This is a genomic window from Acidovorax sp. 100, assembly GCF_003688355.1.
Taxonomy (GTDB): domain Bacteria; phylum Pseudomonadota; class Gammaproteobacteria; order Burkholderiales; family Burkholderiaceae_C; genus Acidovorax; species Acidovorax delafieldii.
Window position 1 is genome coordinate 4,660,639 of sequence record NZ_REFD01000001.1, and the last position, 21,968, is coordinate 4,682,606.

21 protein-coding genes and 1 tRNA gene are annotated in these 21,968 nt (G+C 66.3%); 5 read left to right on the forward strand and 17 right to left on the reverse strand.

Translation table 11 applies throughout. From position 1 onward, the window contains the following. Positions 1-66: 66 nt before the first annotated feature. Positions 67-2,403 (forward strand): CHASE2 domain-containing protein, encoded by a 2,337-nt coding sequence (locus C8C96_RS21280; RefSeq protein WP_121943554.1) that lies wholly within the window; start codon positions 67-69, stop codon positions 2,401-2,403. Here C8C96_RS21280 and mnmH read toward each other — a convergent pair whose 3' ends face one another. The 5 genes from mnmH to C8C96_RS21305 all read right to left on the reverse strand — a co-directional run bounded on the left by mnmH (position 2,404) and on the right by C8C96_RS21305 (position 7,362). Beyond that, entirely contained in the window at positions 2,404-3,510 is a 1,107-nt protein-coding gene (mnmH, locus tag C8C96_RS21285; RefSeq protein WP_121943555.1) for a tRNA 2-selenouridine(34) synthase MnmH, read from the reverse strand. Further along, complete coding sequence (gene selD, locus C8C96_RS21290) at positions 3,510-4,562, reverse strand: selenide, water dikinase SelD (RefSeq protein WP_121943556.1); 1,053 nt, start codon at positions 4,560-4,562, stop codon at positions 3,510-3,512. The genes mnmH and selD overlap by 1 nt, the downstream gene beginning before the upstream one ends. Before the next feature lie 251 nt (positions 4,563-4,813). After that, positions 4,814-4,903 (reverse strand) — tRNA-Ser (locus tag C8C96_RS21295). Between the two features lie 33 nt (positions 4,904-4,936). After that, complete coding sequence (gene serS / locus C8C96_RS21300) at positions 4,937-6,253, reverse strand: serine--tRNA ligase (RefSeq protein ID WP_121943557.1); 1,317 nt, start codon at positions 6,251-6,253, stop codon at positions 4,937-4,939. Between the two features lie 170 nt (positions 6,254-6,423). Continuing rightward, positions 6,424-7,362, reverse strand: a complete 939-nt coding sequence (locus C8C96_RS21305) for a threonine/serine dehydratase (RefSeq protein WP_121943558.1) — start codon at positions 7,360-7,362, stop codon at positions 6,424-6,426. Positions 7,363-7,530: 168 nt separating this feature from the next. Between C8C96_RS21305 and C8C96_RS21310 the strand changes: the two genes are divergently transcribed. Further along, positions 7,531-8,259 (forward strand): HPP family protein, encoded by a 729-nt coding sequence (locus C8C96_RS21310; protein WP_056060861.1) that lies wholly within the window; start codon positions 7,531-7,533, stop codon positions 8,257-8,259. 129 nt (positions 8,260-8,388) lie between these two features. Here the strand turns inward: C8C96_RS21310 and ispH are convergent, their stop codons facing one another. Together ispH and C8C96_RS21320 are read right to left on the reverse strand one after the other, a co-directional pair. Continuing rightward, entirely contained in the window at positions 8,389-9,384 is a 996-nt protein-coding gene (ispH, locus tag C8C96_RS21315) for a 4-hydroxy-3-methylbut-2-enyl diphosphate reductase (protein WP_056747430.1), read from the reverse strand. Then, a complete protein-coding gene (locus C8C96_RS21320; protein ID WP_121943559.1) occupies positions 9,384-9,848 on the reverse strand; it encodes a peptidylprolyl isomerase in 465 nt (154 codons plus the stop codon). The genes ispH and C8C96_RS21320 overlap by 1 nt, the downstream gene beginning before the upstream one ends. Before the next feature lie 88 nt (positions 9,849-9,936). Here C8C96_RS21320 and radC point away from each other — a divergent pair, with 88 nt between their 5' ends. Both radC and C8C96_RS21330 read left to right on the forward strand, forming a co-directional pair. Continuing rightward, positions 9,937-10,650, forward strand: a complete 714-nt coding sequence (radC, locus tag C8C96_RS21325) for a DNA repair protein RadC (RefSeq protein ID WP_121943560.1) — start codon at positions 9,937-9,939, stop codon at positions 10,648-10,650. Further along, positions 10,647-11,363 carry a Smr/MutS family protein gene (locus tag C8C96_RS21330; protein ID WP_121943561.1) on the forward strand — a complete coding sequence of 239 codons (717 nt, stop codon included), beginning with the start codon at positions 10,647-10,649 and terminating at the stop codon, positions 11,361-11,363. The genes radC and C8C96_RS21330 overlap by 4 nt, the downstream gene beginning before the upstream one ends. Before the next feature lie 97 nt (positions 11,364-11,460). On the opposite strand, the gene C8C96_RS21335 is transcribed toward C8C96_RS21330, so the two are convergent. From C8C96_RS21335 to C8C96_RS21380, 10 genes are all read right to left on the reverse strand, one after another. Further along, positions 11,461-11,988 (reverse strand): midcut-by-XrtH protein, encoded by a 528-nt coding sequence (locus C8C96_RS21335; protein WP_158605779.1) that lies wholly within the window; start codon positions 11,986-11,988, stop codon positions 11,461-11,463. A gap of 262 nt (positions 11,989-12,250) precedes the next feature. Next, positions 12,251-14,317 (reverse strand): bifunctional 2',3'-cyclic-nucleotide 2'-phosphodiesterase/3'-nucleotidase, encoded by a 2,067-nt coding sequence (locus C8C96_RS21340; protein WP_121943563.1) that lies wholly within the window; start codon positions 14,315-14,317, stop codon positions 12,251-12,253. 120 nt (positions 14,318-14,437) lie between these two features. Then, positions 14,438-14,671: a hypothetical protein gene (locus tag C8C96_RS21345; protein ID WP_056060848.1), complete on the reverse strand. Its 234-nt coding sequence runs from the start codon at positions 14,669-14,671 to the stop codon at positions 14,438-14,440. Between the two features lie 11 nt (positions 14,672-14,682). After that, positions 14,683-15,096 (reverse strand): GFA family protein, encoded by a 414-nt coding sequence (locus tag C8C96_RS21350; RefSeq protein ID WP_121943564.1) that lies wholly within the window; start codon positions 15,094-15,096, stop codon positions 14,683-14,685. Next, entirely contained in the window at positions 15,093-15,566 is a 474-nt protein-coding gene (locus C8C96_RS21355; RefSeq protein ID WP_199737561.1) for a RidA family protein, read from the reverse strand. The genes C8C96_RS21350 and C8C96_RS21355 overlap by 4 nt, the downstream gene beginning before the upstream one ends. A gap of 41 nt (positions 15,567-15,607) precedes the next feature. Beyond that, on the reverse strand, positions 15,608-16,699 hold the full coding sequence (locus C8C96_RS21360; RefSeq protein WP_121943566.1) for a M48 family metalloprotease: 1,092 nt from the start codon (positions 16,697-16,699) through the stop codon (positions 15,608-15,610). 19 nt (positions 16,700-16,718) lie between these two features. After that, positions 16,719-17,312, reverse strand: coding sequence for a LemA family protein (locus C8C96_RS21365; RefSeq protein ID WP_056060837.1), 594 nt, complete (start codon positions 17,310-17,312; stop codon positions 16,719-16,721). A 113-nt stretch (positions 17,313-17,425) separates the two neighbouring features. After that, positions 17,426-17,848, reverse strand: a complete 423-nt coding sequence (locus tag C8C96_RS21370; RefSeq protein WP_121943567.1) for a group II truncated hemoglobin — start codon at positions 17,846-17,848, stop codon at positions 17,426-17,428. A 124-nt stretch (positions 17,849-17,972) separates the two neighbouring features. Beyond that, positions 17,973-20,162 carry a cyclic nucleotide-binding domain-containing protein gene (locus tag C8C96_RS21375; protein ID WP_121943568.1) on the reverse strand — a complete coding sequence of 730 codons (2,190 nt, stop codon included), beginning with the start codon at positions 20,160-20,162 and terminating at the stop codon, positions 17,973-17,975. Between the two features lie 34 nt (positions 20,163-20,196). Further along, positions 20,197-21,081, reverse strand: a complete 885-nt coding sequence (locus C8C96_RS21380) for a neutral zinc metallopeptidase (protein WP_056747416.1) — start codon at positions 21,079-21,081, stop codon at positions 20,197-20,199. 112 nt (positions 21,082-21,193) lie between these two features. Between C8C96_RS21380 and pcp the strand changes: the two genes are divergently transcribed. Continuing rightward, complete coding sequence (gene pcp, locus C8C96_RS21385) at positions 21,194-21,868, forward strand: pyroglutamyl-peptidase I (protein WP_121943569.1); 675 nt, start codon at positions 21,194-21,196, stop codon at positions 21,866-21,868. The last annotated feature ends 100 nt before the right edge of the window (positions 21,869-21,968 follow it).

Sequence of the window (21,968 nt, forward strand, 5' to 3'; positions counted from 1 at the left end):
CGCACCAGCGCGCGCAGCGGCCCTGGCATGCGCTGAGCAGACGCCCCGCATCCCACCACCCCTTTCATGCTGACCATCGCCCACCTGCGCCGCCGCCGACGCCGCCTGGAATGGGCGCTGCTGGCCTGCGCGCTGATGGCGCTGGTGGCCTGGCTCGGCACCGCTGATAGCCTGAGCCGCGTCAACCACCTGGTGCAGGATGCAGGCATGCGACTGGTCTCGCGGCCCGCACACCCCGACATCGTGATCGTGGCCATCGACGACGCCAGCATTGCTGCCATCGGCCGCTGGCCCTGGCGCCGGGCGCTGCATGCCGAGCTGATCTCGCGCCTGACCGCCCAGAACCCCCGTGCCATCGGCATGGACGTGCTGTTCAACGAAGCCGACCTGGACTATCCCGAGGATGACCTGTTGCTCACCGACGCCATCCGGCGCAGCGCCCGTGTGGTGCTGCCCGTGCTGCGACGCGGCTATGGCCCGGTCAGCAACCAGACCGACCTGCCCTGGCCCGCCTTTGCCGAGGCTGCCGCCGGCCTGGGCCATGTGCATGTGGCGCCCGACAGCGATGGCGTGGTGCGCAGCCTGTACCTGCAGGAAGGCCCGGCAGCCGCCCCCTGGCACCACTTCAGCATGGCGCTGCAGTGCGTGGCAGACCGTCAATCTGTGGCCGCCTGCGCGCCCTCGCCTGCCAGCGTATCGGATACCAGCCCCTGGCAACGCAATGACCCCACGCTCATCGCCTACGCCGCCGGGCCATCGCCCTTCACCACCTACTCCTACATTGATGTGCTGCGTGGTCAGGTGCCAGCCGGAGCACTGGAGGGCAAGTACGTGCTGGTCGGCGCTGCAGCGTCGGGGCTGGGCGACATGTTTGCCACGCCCGTCAGCCAGCAGTCGCGCCTGATGCCGGGCGTGGAGGTGGTTGCCCATGTGCTGGATGCCCGCCTGGCCGGCGAACACTTCGTGCGCGCACCGCAGGCCTTGAACATCGCCTTCAACCTGGTGCCTGTGGCCTGTGCGCTGGTGGCCTTGCTGCTCATCGGCCCCCTGACCGCCTTGCTGACCAGCGCCGGGCTGGCCCTGGCCACCTTGCTGCTGAGCATGGCCCTGCCCTGGTGGGCAGGTCTGCAGTTCGCTCCGGCCGCCGCCTTGCTGGGCCTGGCGCTGGCCTACCCGCTGTGGAGCTGGCGGCGCCTGAGCGCGGCTGCGCACTTTCTGCGGCTGGAGATGGAGAACCTGCAACGCCAAGGCCTGGCCATGCGCTTGCGCAGACGGCCCGGAGACTCCGCCGACTTTCTGGAACGCCGCATCAACGCCGTGGAGCGCGCATCCCGCCAGCTGCGTGACCTGCACCAGTTCGTGAGCGAAAGCCTGCAGCAGTTGCCCTCACCCACCATCGTCTGCGCCCCCGACGGTGAAATCCTGCTGGCCAACCAGGCGGCCCGCCAACACCTGGGTGGGCCCGCCCAGCCCTCCTTGCAGGGCCTGTCCGTGATGGACTTGCTGGCCGACCTGGTGCAGACAGGGACTCAAGAGCCGATCGTTACCCAGGCAGCCTTGCACCATGCTGCCTTGCCAGAACAGACCGAGGGCACCGACGCCCGGGGCCGCAGTCTGCTGGTGCAGTGCAAGCCTTTCACCAACCTGGCCAATGCAGGCTGGCTGCTGACCCTGGTGGACCTGACCGAGATGCGCCGTGCGCTGCAGCAACGCGACCAGGCGATGCACTTCATCTCGCACGACATCCGCGCGCCCAACGCGTCCATCCTGACGCTGCTGGAGATGCAGCGTGCCTACCCCGGCCGCCTGTCGGACCACGAGTTGCTGGAGCGCATCGAACGTTATGCACAGGCTTCGCTGGGCATGGCCGAAAGTTTTGTGCAACTGGCCAGCGCGCAGACGCAGGAATACCGCATGGCGCCGCTGGACCTGGCTGCCCTGCTATCCGAAACCACCGACGACCTCTGGACCCTGGCCCGTGACCGCAACGTGGACGTGCGCACGGTGTCCACCCCAGACACTGCGCCCTGCCTGGGCGACCGCGCCCTGCTGTCCCGCGCGCTGACCAACGTGATCCACAACGCCATCAAGTTCAGCCCCGATGGCGGCACGGTGCAATGCGCCATCGTGGCACGGGGTACGCACTGGGTGGTGTCGGTACGGGACCAGGGCCCGGGCATTGCCCCCGAGCAGCAAGGCCGCCTGTTCACGCCCTACCAGCGGTTGCACGACCACAGCCACCCGGCCATCGCAGGGGTCGGCCTGGGCCTGGCACTGGTGCAGACCGTCGTGCTGCGCCACGGCGGTGCGCTGGAGGTGGACAGCGACGTAGGGCGGGGGGCCGAGTTCCGGCTGGTGCTGCCGCAGCGGCTGGATGCGCTGTCGGACGACGACGAGCAATAGCTAGCGGCGAGGGGCTGACTGCGACTGCAGGAAATCGAGCACCGCCCGGTGGTCGCCCTGGAAAACGATGCGATCAGCCCGGCTTTGCCGCTGGTAGGCATACATCGGGTCGTAATAGTCGCGCATGAGTGCAGCAATCCAGCCGCGGTGCAGAGACAGGTCACCCTGATTGCGTTGCTGTACCAGCGCAGCCTGCATTGACCCACGAAGCGCCTGGTAGCGGTCGCCCCCAAGGCGCTTGGCGAGTTTGCCGAGGCTGTCGAGCAAACGCGCTGCAAACAGGTCGAGACCCGCTACCTCGCCATGGCAGGCCACAAAATCTGCGCACTGCTGCCACACATAGTCGCGCAAGATGCGCTCTACACGGGCATCGAAAGCGTCCTCCAGGCAGACGATGGGCACCTGCTCCAGCCGCTGCCGCAGCTCCAGGGGCACCGAGCAGCTGCCCACATGGCGTCCCTCGTCCTCCAGCACAAAAGTCGCATGGCCCCGTGCTCGTTTCTTCAGCACGTCGATGGCCAGCCGGTTCTCAAAATCGATCTGCGTCGGCTGGCCGCTCACGCGCTGACCAAAACTGGAGCCACGGTGGTTGGCATGACCTTCCAGGTCCAAGCCGTTGGCCAGTTGCGCAATCACCTCGGTCTTGCCGGTGCCGGTCAGGCCACTGAGCACCACAAACCCACACTCCGCCGCCGCAGCCTGCGTGGTGCCGATGAGGAAACCCCGCATGGCCTTGTAGCCCCCCACCACCCGGGGGTAGTCCATGCCCGCTTCGTTCAGCAACCATTGCTGCACGATCTGCGAGCGCAGCCCGCCACGAAAGCAATACAGCACGCCTTGTGGATGCGCCTGCGCAAACTGCGCCCACGCCTCAATGCGCTGGCGCTTGATGCCGCCAGATACCAGCTGGTGCCCCAGCGCAATCGCGGCCTCCTGGCCCTTGTGCTTGTAGCAGGTGCCCACCTGCTGACGCTCGCCATCGTCCATCAGGGGAAAGTTGGCAACCCCAGGAAACGCGCCCTGCCCAAATTCCACCGGCGCGCGCACATCCATCATGGGCACATCGTTCAGGAAGATGTGCCGGTAGTCCGTCAGGTTGTCGGGCATCAGCGCAACTCGACGGCAAAGGCCTGTCGCGGGGTGAGCTGGCCGATGGGCTGCAGCGCCAGGCCCAGTTCCGCGGCCACCTGCAGGAACTCGGCCTCGCCCTCCGGACTCACGGCCACCAGCAGCCCCCCGCTGGTCTGAGGGTCGCACAGCAGGTGCTTTTGCACCTCCGTCAGGGGCGCAATCTTCGCGCCGTAGCTGTCAAAGTTGCGCAGCGTGCCTCCAGGCACACAGCCCTGGTCCATGTAGTAGTCCACCCCCTCCAGGCGGGGTACTGTCGCGTAGTCAATCACAGCGCTCAAGCCGCTGCCCTCCGCCATTTCGACCAGATGCCCCAACAGGCCGAAGCCGGTCACATCCGTCATGGCTGCCACGCCTGCCAGCCGGCCGAATCGGCTCCCTGGCCGGTTGAGCGTGCACATCAGGTCGCGCGCCACGCCCACATCCTCGGGCCGCAGCTTGGCCTTTTTTTCTGCGGTGGTCAGGATGCCGATCCCAAGGGGCTTGGTCAGATACAGGCGGCAACCCGCCGTGGCCATGTCGTTGCGTTTGAGATGGCGCTTTTCGACGATGCCCGTCACCGCCAGGCCGAAAATGGGCTCCGGCGCATCGATGGAGTGACCGCCCGCGAGCGGAATACCTGCCGCATCGCACACCGCACGCCCACCGCGCACCACCTCACGCGCGACCTCCGGCGGCAGCACATTCACCGGCCACCCCAGGATGGCAATGGCCATCAGCGGATCGGCACCCATGGCGTAGATGTCGCTGATCGCATTGGTGGCAGCAATGCGCCCGAAGTCGTACGGGTCATCCACGATGGGCATGAAGAAATCGGTGGTGGACACCACGCCGCGCTCTGCATCCAGGGCATACACCGCCGCATCGTCCCGCGAGGTGTTGCCCACCCAGAGCCTGGGGTCCAGGTGCTGCGCCCCACTGCCCGCCAGGATCACGTCCAGCACCTTGGGGCTGATTTTGCAGCCACAGCCCGCGCCGTGGCTGTACTGGGTCAGGCGGATGGGGGATGTTGTCAGGGTCTCAGGAAGCATGCGAGGTTCTTTCGTGGCGTCAGGCGCGGGGCGCGCTACCCGTATTCTGGCGCTGCGCGGAACGCGGCCATGCATTGCAACGAATACCCTACCCGTCCTGCGTCCGCACAGCGATACGAACACCATGGCGAATCTGCGAGCCGCTTCACCTGAAGCATGCGAAGCGGGTCAGCGAGCCGCCTGAATTGTTCCAACAGACCCAAAGAAAAAGGCCCTGTGCTATTGATTAGATAGCTACAGGGCCTTGATGCTGGCGGAGAGGGTGGGATTCGAACCCACGGTAGTGTTGCCACTACGCCTGATTTCGAGTCAGGTACATTCGACCACTCTGCCACCTCTCCTGTGTGTCGAAGCCTTCGATTATAGCCAGATTTTCAGGGCTTGAGCACAGCGGTGCCGCCCAGGTAGGGGCGCAGCACCTCGGGCACCGTCACGCTGCCGTCAGCCTGCTGGTAGTTTTCGAGCACCGCTACCAGCGTGCGGCCCACGGCCAGGCCCGAGCCGTTCAGGGTGTGCAGCAGTTCGTTCTTGCCTTGGGCATTCTTGAAGCGGGCTTGCAGGCGGCGGGCCTGGAAGGCTTCGCAGTTGCTCACCGAGCTGATCTCACGGTAGGTGTTCTGCGCGGGCAGCCACACTTCCAGGTCGTAGGTCTTGGCGGCGCCAAAGCCCATGTCGCCGGTGCACAGGCTCATCACGCGGTAGGGCAGGCCCAGCTTTTGCAGCACGGCTTCTGCGTGGCGGGTCATTTCTTCCAGCGCTTCGTAGCTCTTGTCGGGGTGCACGATCTGCACCATCTCGACCTTGTCGAACTGGTGCTGGCGGATCATGCCGCGCGTGTCGCGGCCGTAGCTGCCCGCTTCAGAGCGGAAGCATGGCGTGTGGGCCGTGAGCTTGATGGGCAGGTCGGACTCGGCCACCACCACGTCGCGCACAAAGTTGGTCAGCGGCACTTCGCTGGTGGGGATGAGGTAGAGGGCCGCGTTGTCGGGCACGGGCTCGCCATCCTGGCCACCCTTCTTGGCAGCGAACAGGTCGCCTTCGAACTTGGGCAACTGGCCGGTGCCCTTGAGCGAGTCGGCGTTCACGGCATAGGGCACGTAGCACTCGGTGTAGCCGTGCTCTTGCGTCTGCACGTCCAGCATGAACTGGCTCAATGCGCGGTGCAGGCGGGCGATGGGGCCCTTCATCACGGTGAAGCGCGAACCTGAGAGCTTGACGCCCATGTCGAAATCGAGGCCCAGCGGGGTGCCGACATCGACATGGTCCTTCACTTCGAAATCGAACTTGGCAGGCGTGCCCCAGCGGCGCACTTCGACATTGCCAGCTTCGTCACTGCCCACGGGCACCGATTCGTGCGGCAGGTTGGGCACGGCCACCAGCATGGCCAACAATTCGGATTGGATCTGCTCCAGGCGTGCGGCGGATTGCTCCAGCTCCACCTTGCCTGCAGCCACCTGGGCCTTGACGGCTTCGGCGCCGTCCTTGTCACCCCGGCTCATCAGCATGCCGACCTGCTTGGACAGCTGGTTGCGCTGGGCCTGCAGCTCTTCGGTGCGGGTCTGCAGCGTCTTGCGCTCGGACTCCAGGGCCTGGAAAGCGGAGACGTCCAGGAAGGCCTGGGGCTTTTTGCGGGTTTCCAGCCGCGCGATGGCGGTGTCGAGGTCTTTGCGGAGGAGAAGAATGTCAAGCATGGGGTCGATTTTAGAGGGCTGGCAGAAAAGCCAAGTTCAGAGCAACGGCACAGCTGTCGTGCAGAGCCCTGGCAACTGGCACGCACCAGAGCAGGACCCCCGCGCAAGTGCCGCCCCACCGCGCAGAGGGCGTCCCCCTTGACGGGGAAGACGCGCAGCGGCTCAGGGGGCTACAGATTTGCCGGATCAAAGTTGGCGCCGCAGAGAATCAGGGCCACCGTTTCTTGTGGCTGGGGCTTGTAGGCGCCGGTTTGCAGTGCGGCCAGGCCCAGCGCGGCGGCGGGTTCCACAGCCAGTTTCAACTCTTTCCACAGCCACAGCTGGGCCGCGCGGATGGCATCGTCGGGCAGCAGCAGTGCATCGTGCACATGGCGCTGGCTCACCTCCCAGCCAATGGCGCCGATGCGCTTCGCGCCCAGCGAGTCGGCAGCCACGCCGCCCACCCCCACATCCACCGGCTGGCCAGCAGCCCGCGCGGCGTACAGCGTGGGCGCGCGTTCGGGCTCCAGTGCCACCACATGGGCGCGACTCTCCACCCACGCGGCCACACCGCCAATGAGGCCGCCACCACCCACGCTGACCAGCACCGAGTCGGGCAGGCGGCCACCCTGCTCTTCCATCTCCAGCGCCAGCGTGCCCGCACCCGATACCACTTCGGGCTGGTCGTAGGCATGGGCCTGCAGCGCACCCGTGGCCTTCCGGCGGGCCACGCAGGCTTCAAACGCTTCGGAATATGCGGCGCCAGTGACAACCACCTCGGCCCCCAGCGCGCGCAGGCGGGCACGTTTGGCCTCGGGCGAGACCTCAGGCACAAAGACCTCGCAGCGCACCCCTAGGGCCTGAGCGGCCGCCGCCACAGCAATGCCGGCGTTGCCGCCGGAGGCAATGATCACGCCGCTCTGGGGCACCGGGTTGGCCAGCAGGCGGTACAACATGCCGCGCGCCTTGAAGCTGCCGCCCACCTGCAAATGCTCCAGCTTGAGCCAGACCTCGGCACAGTCCACGCCCAAGGACTTGCCGGACAGGCGCATCAGCGGCGTGGTGCGCAGAAAGTCGGGCTGGGTGGCCAGTTGGCGGCGGGCAGCGGCAATGGCGGCGCGGTCGATCATGCAGGGGCTCCGAATGGCAGGTGATGTCAGAAGAAGGGGGCAGTGTAGGGGCTGCCCGCAACATGCAGACACAACGCTGACTGCGCGCGCGCCGCACAACTGCCGATAACATGGGCAGAGCAGTCCGCACCCCACCGCGCTGGCCGGCCTGCGCGCAGGAGAAAAACCATGTTCTTTGTGTTCGGCCCGTCAGGCCAGATGTACCGGGGCGGCCCCGAAAACCTGGCACGTATTTCTGCGGTGCGCAGCGTGCAGCGCCCGCAGGCCCTGCGCACGCGGGCCATGGACGCACAAGATGGCCAGCCAGGGCCCGTCTTCACGGCCCCGCCCCGCCCCACTGCGGCCGACACCAACGCTGCTGCGCCTGCAGCCATCGTCAACCTGCGCATGCACGACGCGGTGAGCGCCTACGCACAGACCGAGCAAGGCCCCCAGGCCAGCACCCGCCAGCCGTTGACCAAGGTGAGCGATGTGATGACCACCGGCGGCGTGAGTGTGGCGCCCGACGTGCGTGTGAACGATGCCTGGCAGACCCTGGCCGAGCACAAAGTGGCGCAGGCGCCCGTCGTCGATGTGCTGGGCCGCGTGATCGGACTGCTGCTGAGGGCCGACATGGCGCCACTGGACTTGCTGCCCGAGCCCGGCGCCGTCAAACAGGCCATCGACCTGGCCCGCCGCCCGGTGGCCGAGGTGATGGTGAGCCCCGTGCCCACGGTGTCCCCTGACACCGAGCTGCGCCGCGTGGCTGCCGTGCTGCTGGACACGGGCCTGCCCGGCCTGCCGGTGACGGACGAGGCGGGCGTGCTGTCGGGCTTTATTTCGCGCACCGACATCCTGCGCGCCGTGGCAGCCGACCCGCCGCTGGACCTGTGGAGCGGGCCCGCCGTGCCCTTGTAAAGGGATATTTGAATAAAAATGGCCGCTGGCGCTAGAAGAATATGCGCCAGCCGCTATCAATTCAGGAGTTAGTAAAAAGGGCGCCTGTTAGCGCCCTTGCACGATCACCGGCGGCCCTTCACGCCACCGTCAGTGGGCCGATGGACCTGTCTCTGGCGTGCGCTCACGAATCTCCAGCCCCGTGGCCGCGTCGATCTTGAGCCCCTTGGGCAGCGGGAACTTGATGGTTTCCTCGATGCCCGCCATGGTGCGGACCGACACAGCGCCCAGCGCCTTGATGCGGTCGATGACCTGCTGTACCAGGATTTCAGGCGCCGATGCGCCCGCCGTGAGCCCCACGCGCGAACGGCCCTTGAACCACTCGCCCTGCAGCTCGTCAGCACTGTCCACCATGTAGGCGGTGGTGCCCAGCTTGGCCGCCAACTCGCGCAGGCGGTTGCTGTTGGAGCTGGTGGGGCTGCCCACCACGATCACCACATCCACCTGCGGGCTCAGCACCTTCACGGCGTCCTGCCGGTTTTGCGTGGCGTAGCAGATGTCCTGCTGCTTGGGCTCGCGCACACTGGGGAAGCGCGCGCGCACGGCGGCAGAGATTTCGGCCGCATCGTCCACCGAGAGCGTGGTCTGTGTGACCACGGCCAACTTTTCGGTCTGCGCAGGCTGCACGCGTGCCACGTCTTCCACGTCTTCCACCAGGTGGATGCCGTGGTCCAGCTGGCCCATAGTGCCCTCCACCTCGGGGTGGCCCTTGTGGCCGATCATGATGAACTCGTAGCCCTCTTTGGCGAGCTTGGCCACTTCGACGTGTACCTTGGTCACCAGCGGGCAGGTGGCGTCGAAGATGCTGAAGCCACGCGCCTCGGCCTCTTGCTGCACCGCCTTGCTCACGCCGTGGGCGCTGAAGACCAGCGTGGCCCCCGGGGGCACGTCCGACAGCTCTTCGATGAAGATCGCGCCCTTGGCCTTGAGGTCGTTCACCACGTAGGTGTTGTGCACGATTTCGTGGCGCACATAGATGGGGGCGCCAAACTTCTGGATGGCGCGCTCCACGATCTCGATGGCGCGGTCCACACCGGCGCAAAAGCCACGCGGCTCGGCCAGCAGGATTTCTTTCGGCGCCAGCATCACAGGATCCCGATCAGCTGCACTTCAAAGGTCACGGGCTGGCCCGCCAGCGGGTGGTTGAAGTCAAACAGCACGGCGCCGTCTTCGCGCACCTGCATCACGGCACCGGCATAGCTGCCCTGGCCGTCGGGCGTAGGGAACTGCACCACATCGCCCACGTTGTACTTCTCGTCGGGATCGCCCAGTTCGTTCATCAGCTTGCGGGCTACCCACTGCTGCATGTCGGGGTTGCGCTCGCCAAAAGCCTCGCCCGCAGGCAGCTCGAACGTGGTGCGCGTGCCCTCGGCCAGGCCCAACAGGCGCTGCTCCATGGCGGGCGACAGCTCGCCCGTGCCCAGCGACAGGGTGGCGGGTTTGTCGGTAAAAGTGTTGATCACATCCCCCGCCGGGCCGGCCAGGCGGTAGTGCAGCGTGAGGAAGGAGCCCGGCTGAACAGTGGGAAGGGAGGTGGAAATAGAGGTCATGAGAGTCCCGATAAACTGCCGCGATTGTAGAAAACCGGGCAAACCCCTACCGCAGCCACCGCTGCTGGCGCATCCCACCTCCTCTTCCATGGCCATCAAAGACCTGCCCGCCGACGCCCAGCCCCGCGAAAAACTGCTGGCACGCGGCCCCACCGCCCTGGCCGATGCCGAGCTGCTGGCCATCCTGCTGCGCACGGGCATCGTGGGCAAGGGCGTGCTGCAGATGGCGCAGGAGCTGCTGGACCCGCCCGGCATTGACCCGGACACGGGCGCCGTCACCGGCGGCTTTGGCGGCATTGCCGGGCTGTTGCACACCAGCGCGGCCGACCTGGAACGCATCAAGGGCCTGGGCCCCGCCAAACGCGCCGAGCTGGTGGCGGTGCTGGAGCTGGCCCGCCGCGCCCTGGCCCAGCAGCTGCGCGAACGCGAGGTGTTCGACTCGCCCGATACCGTCAAGCACTATTTGCAACTGCACCTGGCCGCCAAGGGGCACGAGGTGTTTGCGGTGCTGTTTCTGGACGCACAAAACCGCCTGTTGGCGCTGGAAGAGCTGTTTCGCGGCACTCTCACGCAGACCAGTGTGTACCCGCGCGAGGTGGTGCTGCGCGCCCTGCACCACCAGGCCGCCGCTGTGGTGCTGGCCCACAACCACCCCAGCGGCAGCGTGCAACCCAGCCGCGCCGACGAGGCGCTGACCCAGACCCTGAAGACCACGCTGGCCCTGGTGGATGTGCGCGTGCTCGACCATGTGATCGTGGCGCCGGGCCAGGCGCTGTCGATGGCAGAAAAGGGCTTGGTATGAGCCCTCGGCCATCTCGTTCCTCCATCGCTGACACCTCGGTGGCCAATGCTGCCAATGTCATACATTCGCTGCAAGACCTGAAGCAGATCCGCAAGCAACTGGAACAAGACCGCGCCGAGGCCGCCGCACACGAGAAGGCCCGTCAGGAGGCCGATCGCCGCGCCCGCGATGCCCACCGCTTCTTCGAACTGGCTGTGGGCCCGGTGCACCGCATGCGCCCCCCCGGCACCGTGGAGCATGAGCCCAAGTTGCCCCCTCCCATCCCCGTGCAACACCAGTTGGACGAACAGCGCGTGCTGCTCGAATCCATCAGCGACGACTTTGATGTGAGCTCTCTGCTCGAAACTGACGAGGCCCTGAGCTTTCGCCGCCCCGGCGTGGGGCCGGACATCACGCGGCGGCTGCGCAAGGGAGAGTGGACACTGCAGGCCCAGCTGGACCTGCACGGGCTGCGCACCGATGAAGCCCGCGAGGCCCTGGGCCAGTTCCTGCGCGACGCGCAAAAGCAAGGCAAGCGCTGCGTGCGCGTGGTGCACGGCAAAGGCCTTGGTTCACCGGGGAAAAGTCCGGTGCTCAAAGGTCGGGTACACAGCTGGCTGGTGCAGAAAAACGAAGTCCTGGCCTTTGTGCAAGCCCGGGGGGATGAAGGTGGAGCAGGTGCGTTGGTGGTGCTGCTACGCTCAGCGCGGAAGATGCTGCGAAATAGGCCCTAGCGCTTGCCAGAAAAGCACTGATCGCTATATATTTCAGAGCAACCGTACGGCATCACCCGCACGATACTCTTCGAAGATTTGACCGTAAAGCTTCCGCTCAAACCGGACCACCCTGAACCCGGACGTAGCAAAAGGGAATGGCGCTATGGGCTGGGATCTTCATTCCTACCTGGCATTGGGGCAGGGTATTGGGCGTCACGACCGTATAACCGGGAGTCGCCTGAATGCTCAGGATAAACACATCTTTATCCCCGGCGTTGTAGACCACCTCGTCAATATTGGCCGGGAAGTTGTACGAAGACCCAATGTAGTTGGCAGCATTGATGCTGCCATTAGAGTAGGCATTGCGTGCGCCAAAGACACTACCCAATACCAGGGTCACCGCCACCGCCGCAGCCAACAGAGAGTAGAACTTGGCTCCGTGCCCCGCACGGCGGAAGGCATTCCAGGCAAACAGTCCCAAGGCACCGACCAAAGCCATCATCCCCCAATCCGACAAGGTGGGAATGGAGGAACCCAATCCGAAGCTGATGACTCCGCCGGAAGCCGGCTGGGCCAGCACCGCAAACGAGGAAAACAGCCCCAACCCTGCGCAGGCCGATTGGCGGATGGCGATTTGGTTCATAGTGACTCCAAAAGAGAATTGCGGGAGATGGGCCCCGATGGGGAGCCATGGTTCGCCCATGACGGTCACTCTAACACGTAACACTTTGTCTCCAAGAGACGGTGTTTGTGCCCATCATGAGCCGCCGCTGACAACACCGTCAAGGAGATTCCGTGCACCGAAACTGCCGTTCGGCCACCCGTAGGCAGTCGCAGAACAGCCCCGCCCTCGGCCAAACCGGAAAGCGGGAACTGGGGAGAGCGCCCGCTCCTTCACTCCCGCATTACTTCGAGAGGTCGATCCCGTACTTAGACGTGCCCTTGCCCGAGCCGTCATCGGCCGCCAGCAGCGACACATTGCCCAGCCCGGCCGCCTGCGCCACGCTGAGGGCATTGGCGCCTGAGCTGAACACCACCGGACCCGCCACCGTGGCCTTGGCAAAGCGCCAGCTCTTGGCAGCGCCGTTGGCCGCGCGCGTCACTGCCGGGTTCTTGCGGATGTAGTCGATCACCACGTCGCGGTTGGCGTCGGGCGAGGCCCAGATGGTGCCCGAGCCGTCGAGCTTGTCGATGAAGCTCTTGCCGCTGGTGGCGCGGTAGTTGTTGGTGGCGATCACGAACTCATGCGCCACATCGATGGGCTTGCCCAGGTACGTCAGGTTCTTGATGCGGCTGCCCACGGGCTGGGTCACGTCGATCTCGTACTGCATGTCCGCCGTGGTGAACATGTCGAAGTTGTACCCAGGGAAGGTGCTGATGAGCTGTTGCTCGGTGGTCTTGGCCGGGTCGATCTGGTTGAAGCGCTTGGCGGCGGCTTCGAGCCAGTTCTTGATGTCGCCACCGTTGACCTTCACCGCGTAGACGGTGTTGGGGTACAGGTACAGGTCGGCCGCGTTGTTGATGGCCAGCGGGCCCACGGCCACGTCGGTGTAGTCGGCCCCGCCCTGAAAGCCGCTCTTGAACGGTGCGCTCACCGACAACACCGGCAGCTGCGCATACTGCGGCAGGCTGGCCTTGATGTAGGCCGCCACATAAGCCTGCTGCGCCTGGTTCACGATCTGGATCGCGCCGGGGTCGCCCACGTCGGCAAACAACGTGCTCATGCGGAAGTCGGTCTGGCCGATGGGTGTCTTCACGTACTGGATCGCGGCCTGGTGCTGGGTCTCGATCAGCGGGGCGATGGCGGGGTCGGCGTCCACGGTCACCGTGGCGCCTGCGGCATTCTTGTTCTGGATGTTGCGCAGCTCGCTCTTGCTGGCGGACTTGTTGACCACCCACTTGCTGCCGTCCCATTGCAGCGCCAGTTGCACCACACCCAGGGCCTTGCCCCAGGAGCTGGCCATGACGGCAGGCACGCCGTTGATGGTGCCCGCCTTGTGGTCCACACCGGCCAGGTTGAAGCTGGGCGTGGCGGCCGTGTCGGGGAACACGCCATGCTGGTGGCCCATCACCATCGCGTCGATACCTGCCACCTTCGACAGGTACAGGCCCGGGTTCTCCATGGTGGCCGAGTAGGCGGCACTGTCGAGCCCGCCGTGCAACAAAGCCACCACGATGTCAGCCCCCTTGGCGCGCAGCTCGGGCACGTACTTGTTGGCGGACTCAACGGCGCCTTCGGTGTAGACCTTGCCTTCCAGGTAGCGCTTGTCCCAGTTCATGATGCCGGGGGTGGTAAAGCCGATCACGCCGATCTTGATCGGCAGCTTCACTTCCTTGCCATCCGTACCCTTGGCCACCAGCGTGCGCTCCAGCAGCGTGTAGGGCTGCACCAGCGGCTTCTTGGTCTTATTGCTGTACACGTTGGCCAGCACGGCGGGGTAGCCAGCGCCTGCGCATTTCTTGGAGGGGTCCACGCCGTCCACATCCAGCCCGCCGCCCAGCACCTGGTTCAGGAAGGGCAGGCCGTAGTTGAACTCGTGGTTGCCCAGCGTGCCCGCATCAAAGCCCAGCGCGCCCATAGCCTTGTACATGGACAGCTGCTGCGTGCACGGGATAGGGCTGATGCTGGCCTCGTAGTCGGCCAGCGCAGTGCCCTGGATGGTGTCGCCGTTGTCCACCAGCAGCGTGTTGGCAAACTCCTTGCGGGCCGCGCGCACCAGCGTGGCCGTGCGCTCAAAGCCGTAGCTTTTGTCTTCGGCCAGCTTGAAGTAGTCGTAGCTGCGCACGTTGAAGTGCAGGTCGGTGGTCTCCAGCACAGCCAGCGTGGCCGTGGCGCCCGCGTTGCTGCTGGCGTTGTCGCTACTGCCGCCGCAGGCGGCCAGCGACGCAGCGAGCGCCACCACACCCAGTGTGGCGACACGGCGTGAAACCTGCGAAGGAAAAATCAGAAAACCCAGAATACGTTCAGACATGAACAGTCCCTGTTGGAAACAAGGGACCGAGTGTCTGGGCCGGGTTTGACAGCGGTGTGACGCGGCAACGTGGCCGCAACACTTGTGTCTCGTGCTGCGGTCAGCGCGCCTTGCAGCGAGTCAATCGATACGGTACACGTCGCCGTTGTGCGGCGAGGCGCTTTCGTGGAACAGGTCTTCCAGAAACTGTGCCAGCTCATGCTCTTCGACAAAGTCGGGGATCACAAAGCCCGACGGCGAGCGCTTGCCATCTGCGCCCACTCGGTAGGCCTGCCACAGCGCACCTTCGCGGCGCACTTCGACGATGCGACCGAAAACATTAAAACGGGGGTGAGCGTTCAACGGTGCTGCCATGGGGTACCGATCTATCCTTCGGCCTCTTGCCGAAAACCATCACAGGTCACTACCCATGCGGCTTTGGAGGCCACATGGATGTGCTTTTGGGGCGGGGTCTCGTAGGCGGTGTCCAAGGTACCCAGCGGCACTGCCACCCACTCGGCATAGGGGCCTTCGCTGTGCCACAGCAAGGGCGAGCCACACACCGAGCAAAACGTGCGCGTGACCGAGGGCGAAGACCGGTAGGTGCGCGTCAGCCCTTGCCCAGACACGAAGCGATGGTGCACACGCAACACGCTGCCATAGCTGCCAAACGCCGCACCATGCGCCTTGCGGCACATCGAACAGTGGCAGTGCGATGCACCCTGCAATGGCGCCGTGGTTTCGTAACGCACGCCACCACACAGGCAACTGCCTCGGTGCACAGCAGCAGCCGTCGTCATGGCGCCACCGACGCGATCAAGTCCACCTCCACCGTCGCGTTCTTGGGCAGCTGCAGCACACCCACCGAGGTGCGGGTGTGGGCACCAGCCTCGCCCAGCACGGCAAACAGCACCTCGGAGGCACCATCGGCCACCTCGCTTTGCTGCGTGAAGGTGGGCGCCGACTGCACGTACACAGTGATGCGCAAAATGGATTGCACGGCATCAAGCGAACCCAGCGAACGCTGCAGCAGGGCCAGCGCCCGCATCACACACACCTTCGCGGCTTTTTGCGCATCGGCCAGCGCGGCGACCGCCCCGGCAGCGCCCGTGACCACCACGGTGTCGCCCACGCGCGGGATCTGCCCGCTCAGGTAGATGTGGTGGCCGTCCCGCACGAGCGGGACGTAGTTGCCACCAATCTTGATCTCGCCATCAAAGCAGTAGCCCAGTACCTGGGCTTGTTCCTGAAATCTCGCGTCGCGTGACATGGACATGGGTCTCCTGAAAAAACTGCGGCCTTCGCAGCGGGCTACATGAAGCGCGCAAAAGGGTCTACCAGCGAGGCGATCGACACGGTGCCGGGCGCCCCACCCTCGTCACGCCGCGCCGATTCATGCCCTGCATGCACGGGCACGGCGGGCAAAGGCTGCATGCGGCGGCCATACAGGCGCTGCACGCGGTCGTCGAGCGTGGGGTGGGTATCCAGCCAGCGCTCCATGCGGCTGCGGCCGGGTACGTCCACCAGCAGCATGTGTTGCACGGCCGGGTGGGCCAGGCCGGTGTGGACGGGGTTCTCGGCATACCCGGCCAGGGTGTCACGACGCTGGGCCATGACCTTGCGCAGCACGCCACCCAGGCCATCGCGGCTGCGGGTCCACTGCACCGCGCGTGCATCGGCCAGGTATTCGCGCTGGCGTGATACGGCGGCCTTGAGCATGCGGCCGGTGAGCCAGCCCGCAAAGCCCGCCGCCATGATGGCCGAGCCGAACCACCAGGCCAGGCCGCGGCGCTCGCGCATCGTGTCGCCAAAGTTGTAGACCAGCTCCAGCCCGAACACCATGCCCGCCAGCCGCATCTTCAGGCGCGTGTCGCCCTCGTGCAGATGGCTCAGTTCGTGCGCCACCATGCCCTGCATCTCTTCGCGGGTGAGGTAGTCCAGCGCACCCTGCGTCACGGCAATGACGGCGTCGCTCTCGTCCCACCCGGCAGCGAACGCGTTGATGGCATCGGTGCGCGGCATGACCATGATCTGCGGGCGCGGCATGTGCGCGGCAATGCACAGCTCGTCCACGATGTTGGACAGCCGCTGCTCGGCGTGCGACAGCGACGGGCGCAACTCGCGCGCGCCCACACGCTGCGCCAGCTTGACACCGCCTGCACGCAAGTTGGACGTCTCCACCCACCAGCCGCCCAGCACCAGCATCAGCGAGACACCCACATTGGCGGCCAGAAACCCTTGTGGAAAGGGCAAGTGCACGGGCAACACCGCCACCATCAGCCACCAGGCCAACGCCAGGGCAGCGTGCACAGCCGCTACCAGAACGACCACAGCGAAGGCAAAACCCAGCAGCAAGCGACGCGTCTCGCTGCGCGCGTTGTGCTGGTGATCCCAGAACTTCATGCGAATGGAAGCGGAAGGGTCAGAACTTCACCCGGGGTGCGGCGCGCTCTTCATCGGACTGCGTGGATGCCAGCATGGGCGCGGGCGCAAAACCGAGCAGGCGCGCGACGATGAGGTCCGGGAACTGCGCCGCCGCGTCGTTGAACTCCAGCGCCTGGTCGTTGTAGGCCTGACGTGCAAACCCCAGGCGGTTTTCGGTGCTGGTGATCTCTTCGGACAGCGACTGCATGGAGGCGTCGGCCTTGAGTTCAGGGTAGCTCTCGGCCACCACCATCAGGCGGCCCAAGCTGCCGCCGAGTACACCCTCTGCCGCCGCCAGCGCGCCCATGGCGCTGGCGCTTTGCGGTGCGGCACGCACCGCCGCAGCCGCGCCCTGCGCCTGGCTGCGGGCCTTGATCACGGCTTCCAGCGTGGCGGCCTCGTGCGCCAGATAGCCACGCGCCACCTCTACCAGGTTGGGGATCAGGTCATAACGGCGCTTGAGCTGCACGTCGATCTGGCCAAACGCGTTGGCAATGCGGTTACGCAACTGCACCAGCCGGTTGTAGACCGCCACCGCCCACAAGCCCAACGCGACCAGCACAACGACCACGACCCATGCAGTTGCCGACATACCCCACCTCCTGTATTTGTTGGAGGGAGCATCTTAGAGCCTGTGGAGGCGGCCCCAGGAAACATACCAGGGCGCGATTCAACGGCGCAAACGGGCACCACCTCGCGGGCGGGCTACACCCCTTTGTTGCGCATCCAGTCCGCCGTGCCCATGAAGCTTTCTTTCAGCCGCACGCGCAGGTCGGCGGGCACGCCGGTCTCGCCCATGGCCTGGTCCATGCAGGCCACCCATTGGTCGCGCTCCTTGATGCCGATCGCAAACGGCATGTGGCGCGCGCGCAGGCGCGGATGGCCAAACTGGTCGGTGTAGTACGAGGGGCCACCCAGCCATCCGCACAGAAACATGAACAGCTTTTGCCGCGCCTGGCCGAGGTCGCTGCCATGGGCGGCACGCAGCTCGGTGTAGCCGGGCTCCAGGTCCATCAGGTCATAGAAGCGCTCGGTCAAGGCGCGCACGCGTTCTTCGCCGCCGATCCATTCAAAAGGGGTGGTGGCCACGGGGGCATCTGCGGCGGAGGACGAGGGGGTGGATTCCATGGGGTTGGCAAGGAGAGGTTGCCAGGCGGTGTCGGGAAGCTTTTGATTATAGAAATCAAGGGCCTTTCATTCGCCTTGTGGGACCTTGGGACAGCCGCACTCCGACACCCGATGCCCTGCCCTGCTACTCCAGCACCGCCCGCAGTTGCCGCGTGGTCACCGCCAAGCGCCGGGCGCCGATCTGGGCCAGATTGTTCATCACCGTGAGGGCCGCCTCGGGGTACTGCCTTGCCCAGGCATCAAAATGTGCGCGCGACAAACGCACCAGATGCGCCGGGCCACGTTCGGCGCCCGCGCAGGCACTGCGGGCCGCACCATTGAGGAAGGCCATTTCGCCAAACGCCATGCCGGGGCCTACGGTGGCCAGGCGCAAGCCCTTGTCGGGCGGCCACTGGGTGACCAGCGTGATGTGGCCGGACTTGACCACGAGGAGGTCATGGTCCGTATCCCCCGCATGGAACACCACGCCGTGGGGCGGGACGGCCTGGGACACCAGCAGCGCCTGCAAGGCCTCGGCAGCGGCCTTGAGCACGCCCTCGCCCACCTCGCCCAGCACATCGCGCTCGGGGTGCGCGGGGCGTTGCTCGATGGGCCGCTGCGACAAGATACCCACCTCGGCCCATTCCAGCGCCCGGTCCAGGTCGGCAAAGGCGCGCACATGCTCCCCCGCATGCTCGGCGGCCATGGGGTCCAGGGCTGCCACGGCCGCGGCGATGCCCTGCTGGTCCAGGTCACGCACCAGCGCCCGCAGTTGGGCCATTGCCGTGCTGTCCCACGCGGGCACGCGGCCCGCGTCCAGAATGACCCAGCGATGGCGCGGCAGCAGCAGCATGCGCACCTGCTCGGCCAGGTGGGCAGCCACGCCAAAAGACATCACGCCTTGCAGTTCAAACACCGCCACCTGGTTCATGCGCGGCGTCAGCCAGCTGTCCGACCCGGCACGGCGCAAGCGCCGCGAGCGCAGCTCGCCATCCAGACGCACATGGCGCAGCACCGTGGCGGCAGAGTCGTGCAGCAGCACAAACGTGGCGACGACCAGGCCAGCCACCAGCGCCCCCAAGCCCCCCATCACGGCAAACACCAGCGCCACCAGCCAGCTTTGCGCCCAGGTCACCCGGGACCGGCGGGCATAGCCCAACGACCACATGAGGCCCGGCACCTGCATCAGCCCCGCCAGCACCAGCCCCCCGGCAAGACAGGCCATGGGCACCCAGTGCAGCCACCACGCCCCGGTGACCGCCACCCCCAGCATGATGGCGGCGTGCCAGCGCGGGGCATCTCGCGAGGCTCCCGCCTGCGCCAGCACAATGCGCGAACGCGACGCGCTGGTGGATGCGGGAATCATGCCCATCAGCCCACACAGCGCACCCAGCAAACTCTCGCGGCGCAGCGCCAGGTTGGCATTGCCACGCAGGCCATGGTCCAGCTCCAACTCCTGGTTGAATACCAGAATCTCCAGGCTGTTGACCAGCGCCATCAGCACCGCCAACACCACCAGAGCGGAGCCCTGCTGCCGGGCCAGGGCCATCCAGGGGATGCCCGTCCAGTCGGGCAGCATGGGCCAGGCAAACACGCTGGGCGGCACGGCCGGCACGAACACACTGCCCAGCCCCACACCCCATACCCCCGCCAGCGCCACGGCCAGTGCCACCAGGGCCACGGCCGACAGCAGCCCTGGCATGCGGGGCCAGCGCCGGCGCAGCCCCCAGGCCAGCCCCACCACGGCCAGCGCAGCCAGCAGGTGCCAGCCGGTGCGTGCGTCCCACAGCGCATCGGCACCCGCACCAAAGCCATTGCGCACCTGTCCCACCACCATCGACAAGCCCACACCCGCTGCAAACCCGTGGGTGACCGAGATGGGAAGAAACCGCGCCACCGACGCCAGCCGCAACACCCCCAGCAGCCACTGGAACACAAAGGCCAAAGCCACCGTGGCACCGCTGACCGCCAGCACCTGGCGCGCGCTCAGGCCCAGGCTCGGGGCCGCACCGTGGGCAGTCGCCAGCACGGCGGCAAACAGCAGGGCCACCACCGTGGTCGGTGCATACACCACCCCGGCACGGGGTGTCGCCAGGGTCAGCAGCAGGCCGGGCAATGCAGCCGACCACAAAGCCAGCGCGGCCAGCGAATGTTCGCCCGCCAGCGGCGCAAATGCCAGCAGCCCCAGCCCCACGGCGTGGGGCACGGTGACCGCTGCCGCAGACCACGCCGCCGCTGCGCCCGAGGGCTGCGGCGCCGAAGGCCCGACCTCAGCCCCCGCCGAAGGCCCGGCACGGCGATGCAGCGAGGCAGTCACGGGTGCGGTCGGCGGCATGGAGAAGGTCTAATAAGCCCCGGACATTGCGCGCCTACAGGCTGCGCGCCGCAAAGGTGTCGCAGGTCTTGACACTGCCACTTTGCAGGCCGCTGTTGAACCAGCGCTGCCGCTGGGCGCTCGTGCCATGCGTGAAGCTCTCGGGCACCACCGCGCCGCCATTGGCCCGCTGCAGCGCATCGTCACCAATCTTGGCGGCGGCGTTCATGGCTTCTTCCACATCGCCCTGCTCCAGGATCTGACGGGACTTCTGGGCGTGGTGGGCCCACACCCCCGCAAAGCAGTCGGCCTGCAGCTCCAGCCGCACCGACAGCGCGTTGTATTCCACCTTGCTCACACGGCCCCGCATCTGGTCCACCTTGGCGCTGATGCCCAGCTGGTTCTGCACGTGGTGTCCCACCTCATGGGCAATCACGTAGGCCTGGGCAAAGTCGCCCGGGGCACCCAGCCGGGTCTTGAGAGTCTCGTAGAACCCCAGGTCGATGTAGACCTTCTGGTCAGCGGGGCAATAGAACGGCCCCATGGCTGCCTGCCCCGTACCACATGCGGTGGGCGTAGCGCCCCGGAACAACACCAGCCGCGGGTCCTGGTAGCGCCCGCCGCCCTGGCGGAACACCTCGCCCCACACGTCCTCCGTGTCGGCAAGCACCGTGGACACAAAACGTGCCATGGTGTCATCGGCTGGTGGGCGGTGGGCCGGGGCATGGGGCTGCGTCTGTACCTGGGGCGCCGGGCCGCCGCCGCTGAGCAGCCCCAGGATGGTCAAGGGGTTGATGCCCAGCACCCAGCCCCCCACCAGCGCGATCACGATGGTGCCAATGCCGATGCTGCGCCCACCAAACACCGGCGATCCACCGCCGCCGCCCTCGTCACGGCGGTCTTCCACGTTGTCGGACTCGCGATTGCCTTCCCATTTCATTGCGTCTCTCCAGCGCCCTCCAGGTGGGGCGGCCAAGCCTGCATGTTACGCGCGGGGGCGCCCTGGTGCGGACGATTTACGATGTGTTCCACCCCGCTTTTGCTTACCTTTCATGACATCTGCCGCACACCATGGCGCGCCCCATGCCGGGCCAACCATTCTTCTGACCGGTTTTGATCCGTTTGGTGGTGGCGCGCACAACCCCAGCTGGCTCATTGCGCAAGCGCTGCACGGGCAGCGCATCGCAGGACACCAGGTGGTGGCTGCGCAATTGCCCACGGTGTTCGGGCAGTCGTTGCAGCGGCTGCAGTCGCTGTTGCTAGAACACCGGCCCACCGCCACGCTGTGCCTGGGCCTGGCAGGCGGTCGGGCAGCGCTGTCCATCGAGCGCATCGGCATCAACATCAACGACGCGCGCATTCCAGACAACGGTGGCGCACAGCCCATAGACACCCCGGTGCAACCCGGCGGACCTGCCGCCTACTTTGCCAGCCTGCCCATCAAGGCCATGCTGCGCGCCGTGCAACGCGCAGGCGTGCCCTGCGAGGTGTCGCAAACCGCTGGCACCTTTGTCTGCAACCATGTGCTGTACGGCCTCATGCATCTGCTGGCACAAGGCATAGGCCCAGAGGGCGCACGGGGTGGTTTTGTGCATGTGCCCTGGCTCAGTGGCCAAGGGGACCCCCATCTGCCCCTGCGCGACATGGTGCGCGGCATCCATGCCGCCCTGTGGGCTGCGGTGCTGACGCCGCAGGACATCGCGCTGCAGGCGGGGGCCACGCATTGATGGGCATGGCAGCCATGGCGAACCTGATCCCGCGCGCATCACACGCTGGGTGACCTTGGTCACTGCACAGGTGAGGGCTTCTCCGCTCCCACGAGAGCGG

What these genes read in the sequence shown, in the direction of transcription:
- selD (WP_121943556.1), bottom strand. Translation starts at nt 4,562, where the DNA reads ATGCTTCCTGAGACCCTGACAACATCCCCCATCCGCCTGACCCAGTAC.
- C8C96_RS21375 (WP_121943568.1), bottom strand. Translation starts at nt 20,162, where the DNA reads ATGCCGCCGACCGCACCCGTGACTGCCTCGCTGCATCGCCGTGCCGGG.
- serS (WP_121943557.1), bottom strand. Translation starts at nt 6,253, where the DNA reads ATGCTTGACATTCTTCTCCTCCGCAAAGACCTCGACACCGCCATCGCG.
- C8C96_RS21350 (WP_121943564.1), bottom strand. Translation starts at nt 15,096, where the DNA reads ATGACGACGGCTGCTGCTGTGCACCGAGGCAGTTGCCTGTGTGGTGGC.
- C8C96_RS21345 (WP_056060848.1), bottom strand. Translation starts at nt 14,671, where the DNA reads ATGGCAGCACCGTTGAACGCTCACCCCCGTTTTAATGTTTTCGGTCGC.
- C8C96_RS21340 (WP_121943563.1), bottom strand. Translation starts at nt 14,317, where the DNA reads ATGTCTGAACGTATTCTGGGTTTTCTGATTTTTCCTTCGCAGGTTTCA.
- C8C96_RS21280 (WP_121943554.1), top strand. Translation starts at nt 67, where the DNA reads ATGCTGACCATCGCCCACCTGCGCCGCCGCCGACGCCGCCTGGAATGG.
- C8C96_RS21355 (WP_199737561.1), bottom strand. Translation starts at nt 15,566, where the DNA reads ATGTCACGCGACGCGAGATTTCAGGAACAAGCCCAGGTACTGGGCTAC.
- C8C96_RS21370 (WP_121943567.1), bottom strand. Translation starts at nt 17,848, where the DNA reads ATGGAATCCACCCCCTCGTCCTCCGCCGCAGATGCCCCCGTGGCCACC.
- C8C96_RS21305 (WP_121943558.1), bottom strand. Translation starts at nt 7,362, where the DNA reads ATGATCGACCGCGCCGCCATTGCCGCTGCCCGCCGCCAACTGGCCACC.
- mnmH (WP_121943555.1), bottom strand. Translation starts at nt 3,510, where the DNA reads ATGCCCGACAACCTGACGGACTACCGGCACATCTTCCTGAACGATGTG.
- C8C96_RS21335 (WP_158605779.1), bottom strand. Translation starts at nt 11,988, where the DNA reads ATGAACCAAATCGCCATCCGCCAATCGGCCTGCGCAGGGTTGGGGCTG.
- C8C96_RS21365 (WP_056060837.1), bottom strand. Translation starts at nt 17,312, where the DNA reads ATGTCGGCAACTGCATGGGTCGTGGTCGTTGTGCTGGTCGCGTTGGGC.
- C8C96_RS21380 (WP_056747416.1), bottom strand. Translation starts at nt 21,081, where the DNA reads ATGAAATGGGAAGGCAATCGCGAGTCCGACAACGTGGAAGACCGCCGT.
- C8C96_RS21360 (WP_121943566.1), bottom strand. Translation starts at nt 16,699, where the DNA reads ATGAAGTTCTGGGATCACCAGCACAACGCGCGCAGCGAGACGCGTCGC.
- C8C96_RS21310 (WP_056060861.1), top strand. Translation starts at nt 7,531, where the DNA reads ATGTTCTTTGTGTTCGGCCCGTCAGGCCAGATGTACCGGGGCGGCCCC.
- radC (WP_121943560.1), top strand. Translation starts at nt 9,937, where the DNA reads ATGGCCATCAAAGACCTGCCCGCCGACGCCCAGCCCCGCGAAAAACTG.
- C8C96_RS21320 (WP_121943559.1), bottom strand. Translation starts at nt 9,848, where the DNA reads ATGACCTCTATTTCCACCTCCCTTCCCACTGTTCAGCCGGGCTCCTTC.
- C8C96_RS21330 (WP_121943561.1), top strand. Translation starts at nt 10,647, where the DNA reads ATGAGCCCTCGGCCATCTCGTTCCTCCATCGCTGACACCTCGGTGGCC.
- pcp (WP_121943569.1), top strand. Translation starts at nt 21,194, where the DNA reads ATGACATCTGCCGCACACCATGGCGCGCCCCATGCCGGGCCAACCATT.
- ispH (WP_056747430.1), bottom strand. Translation starts at nt 9,384, where the DNA reads ATGCTGGCGCCGAAAGAAATCCTGCTGGCCGAGCCGCGTGGCTTTTGC.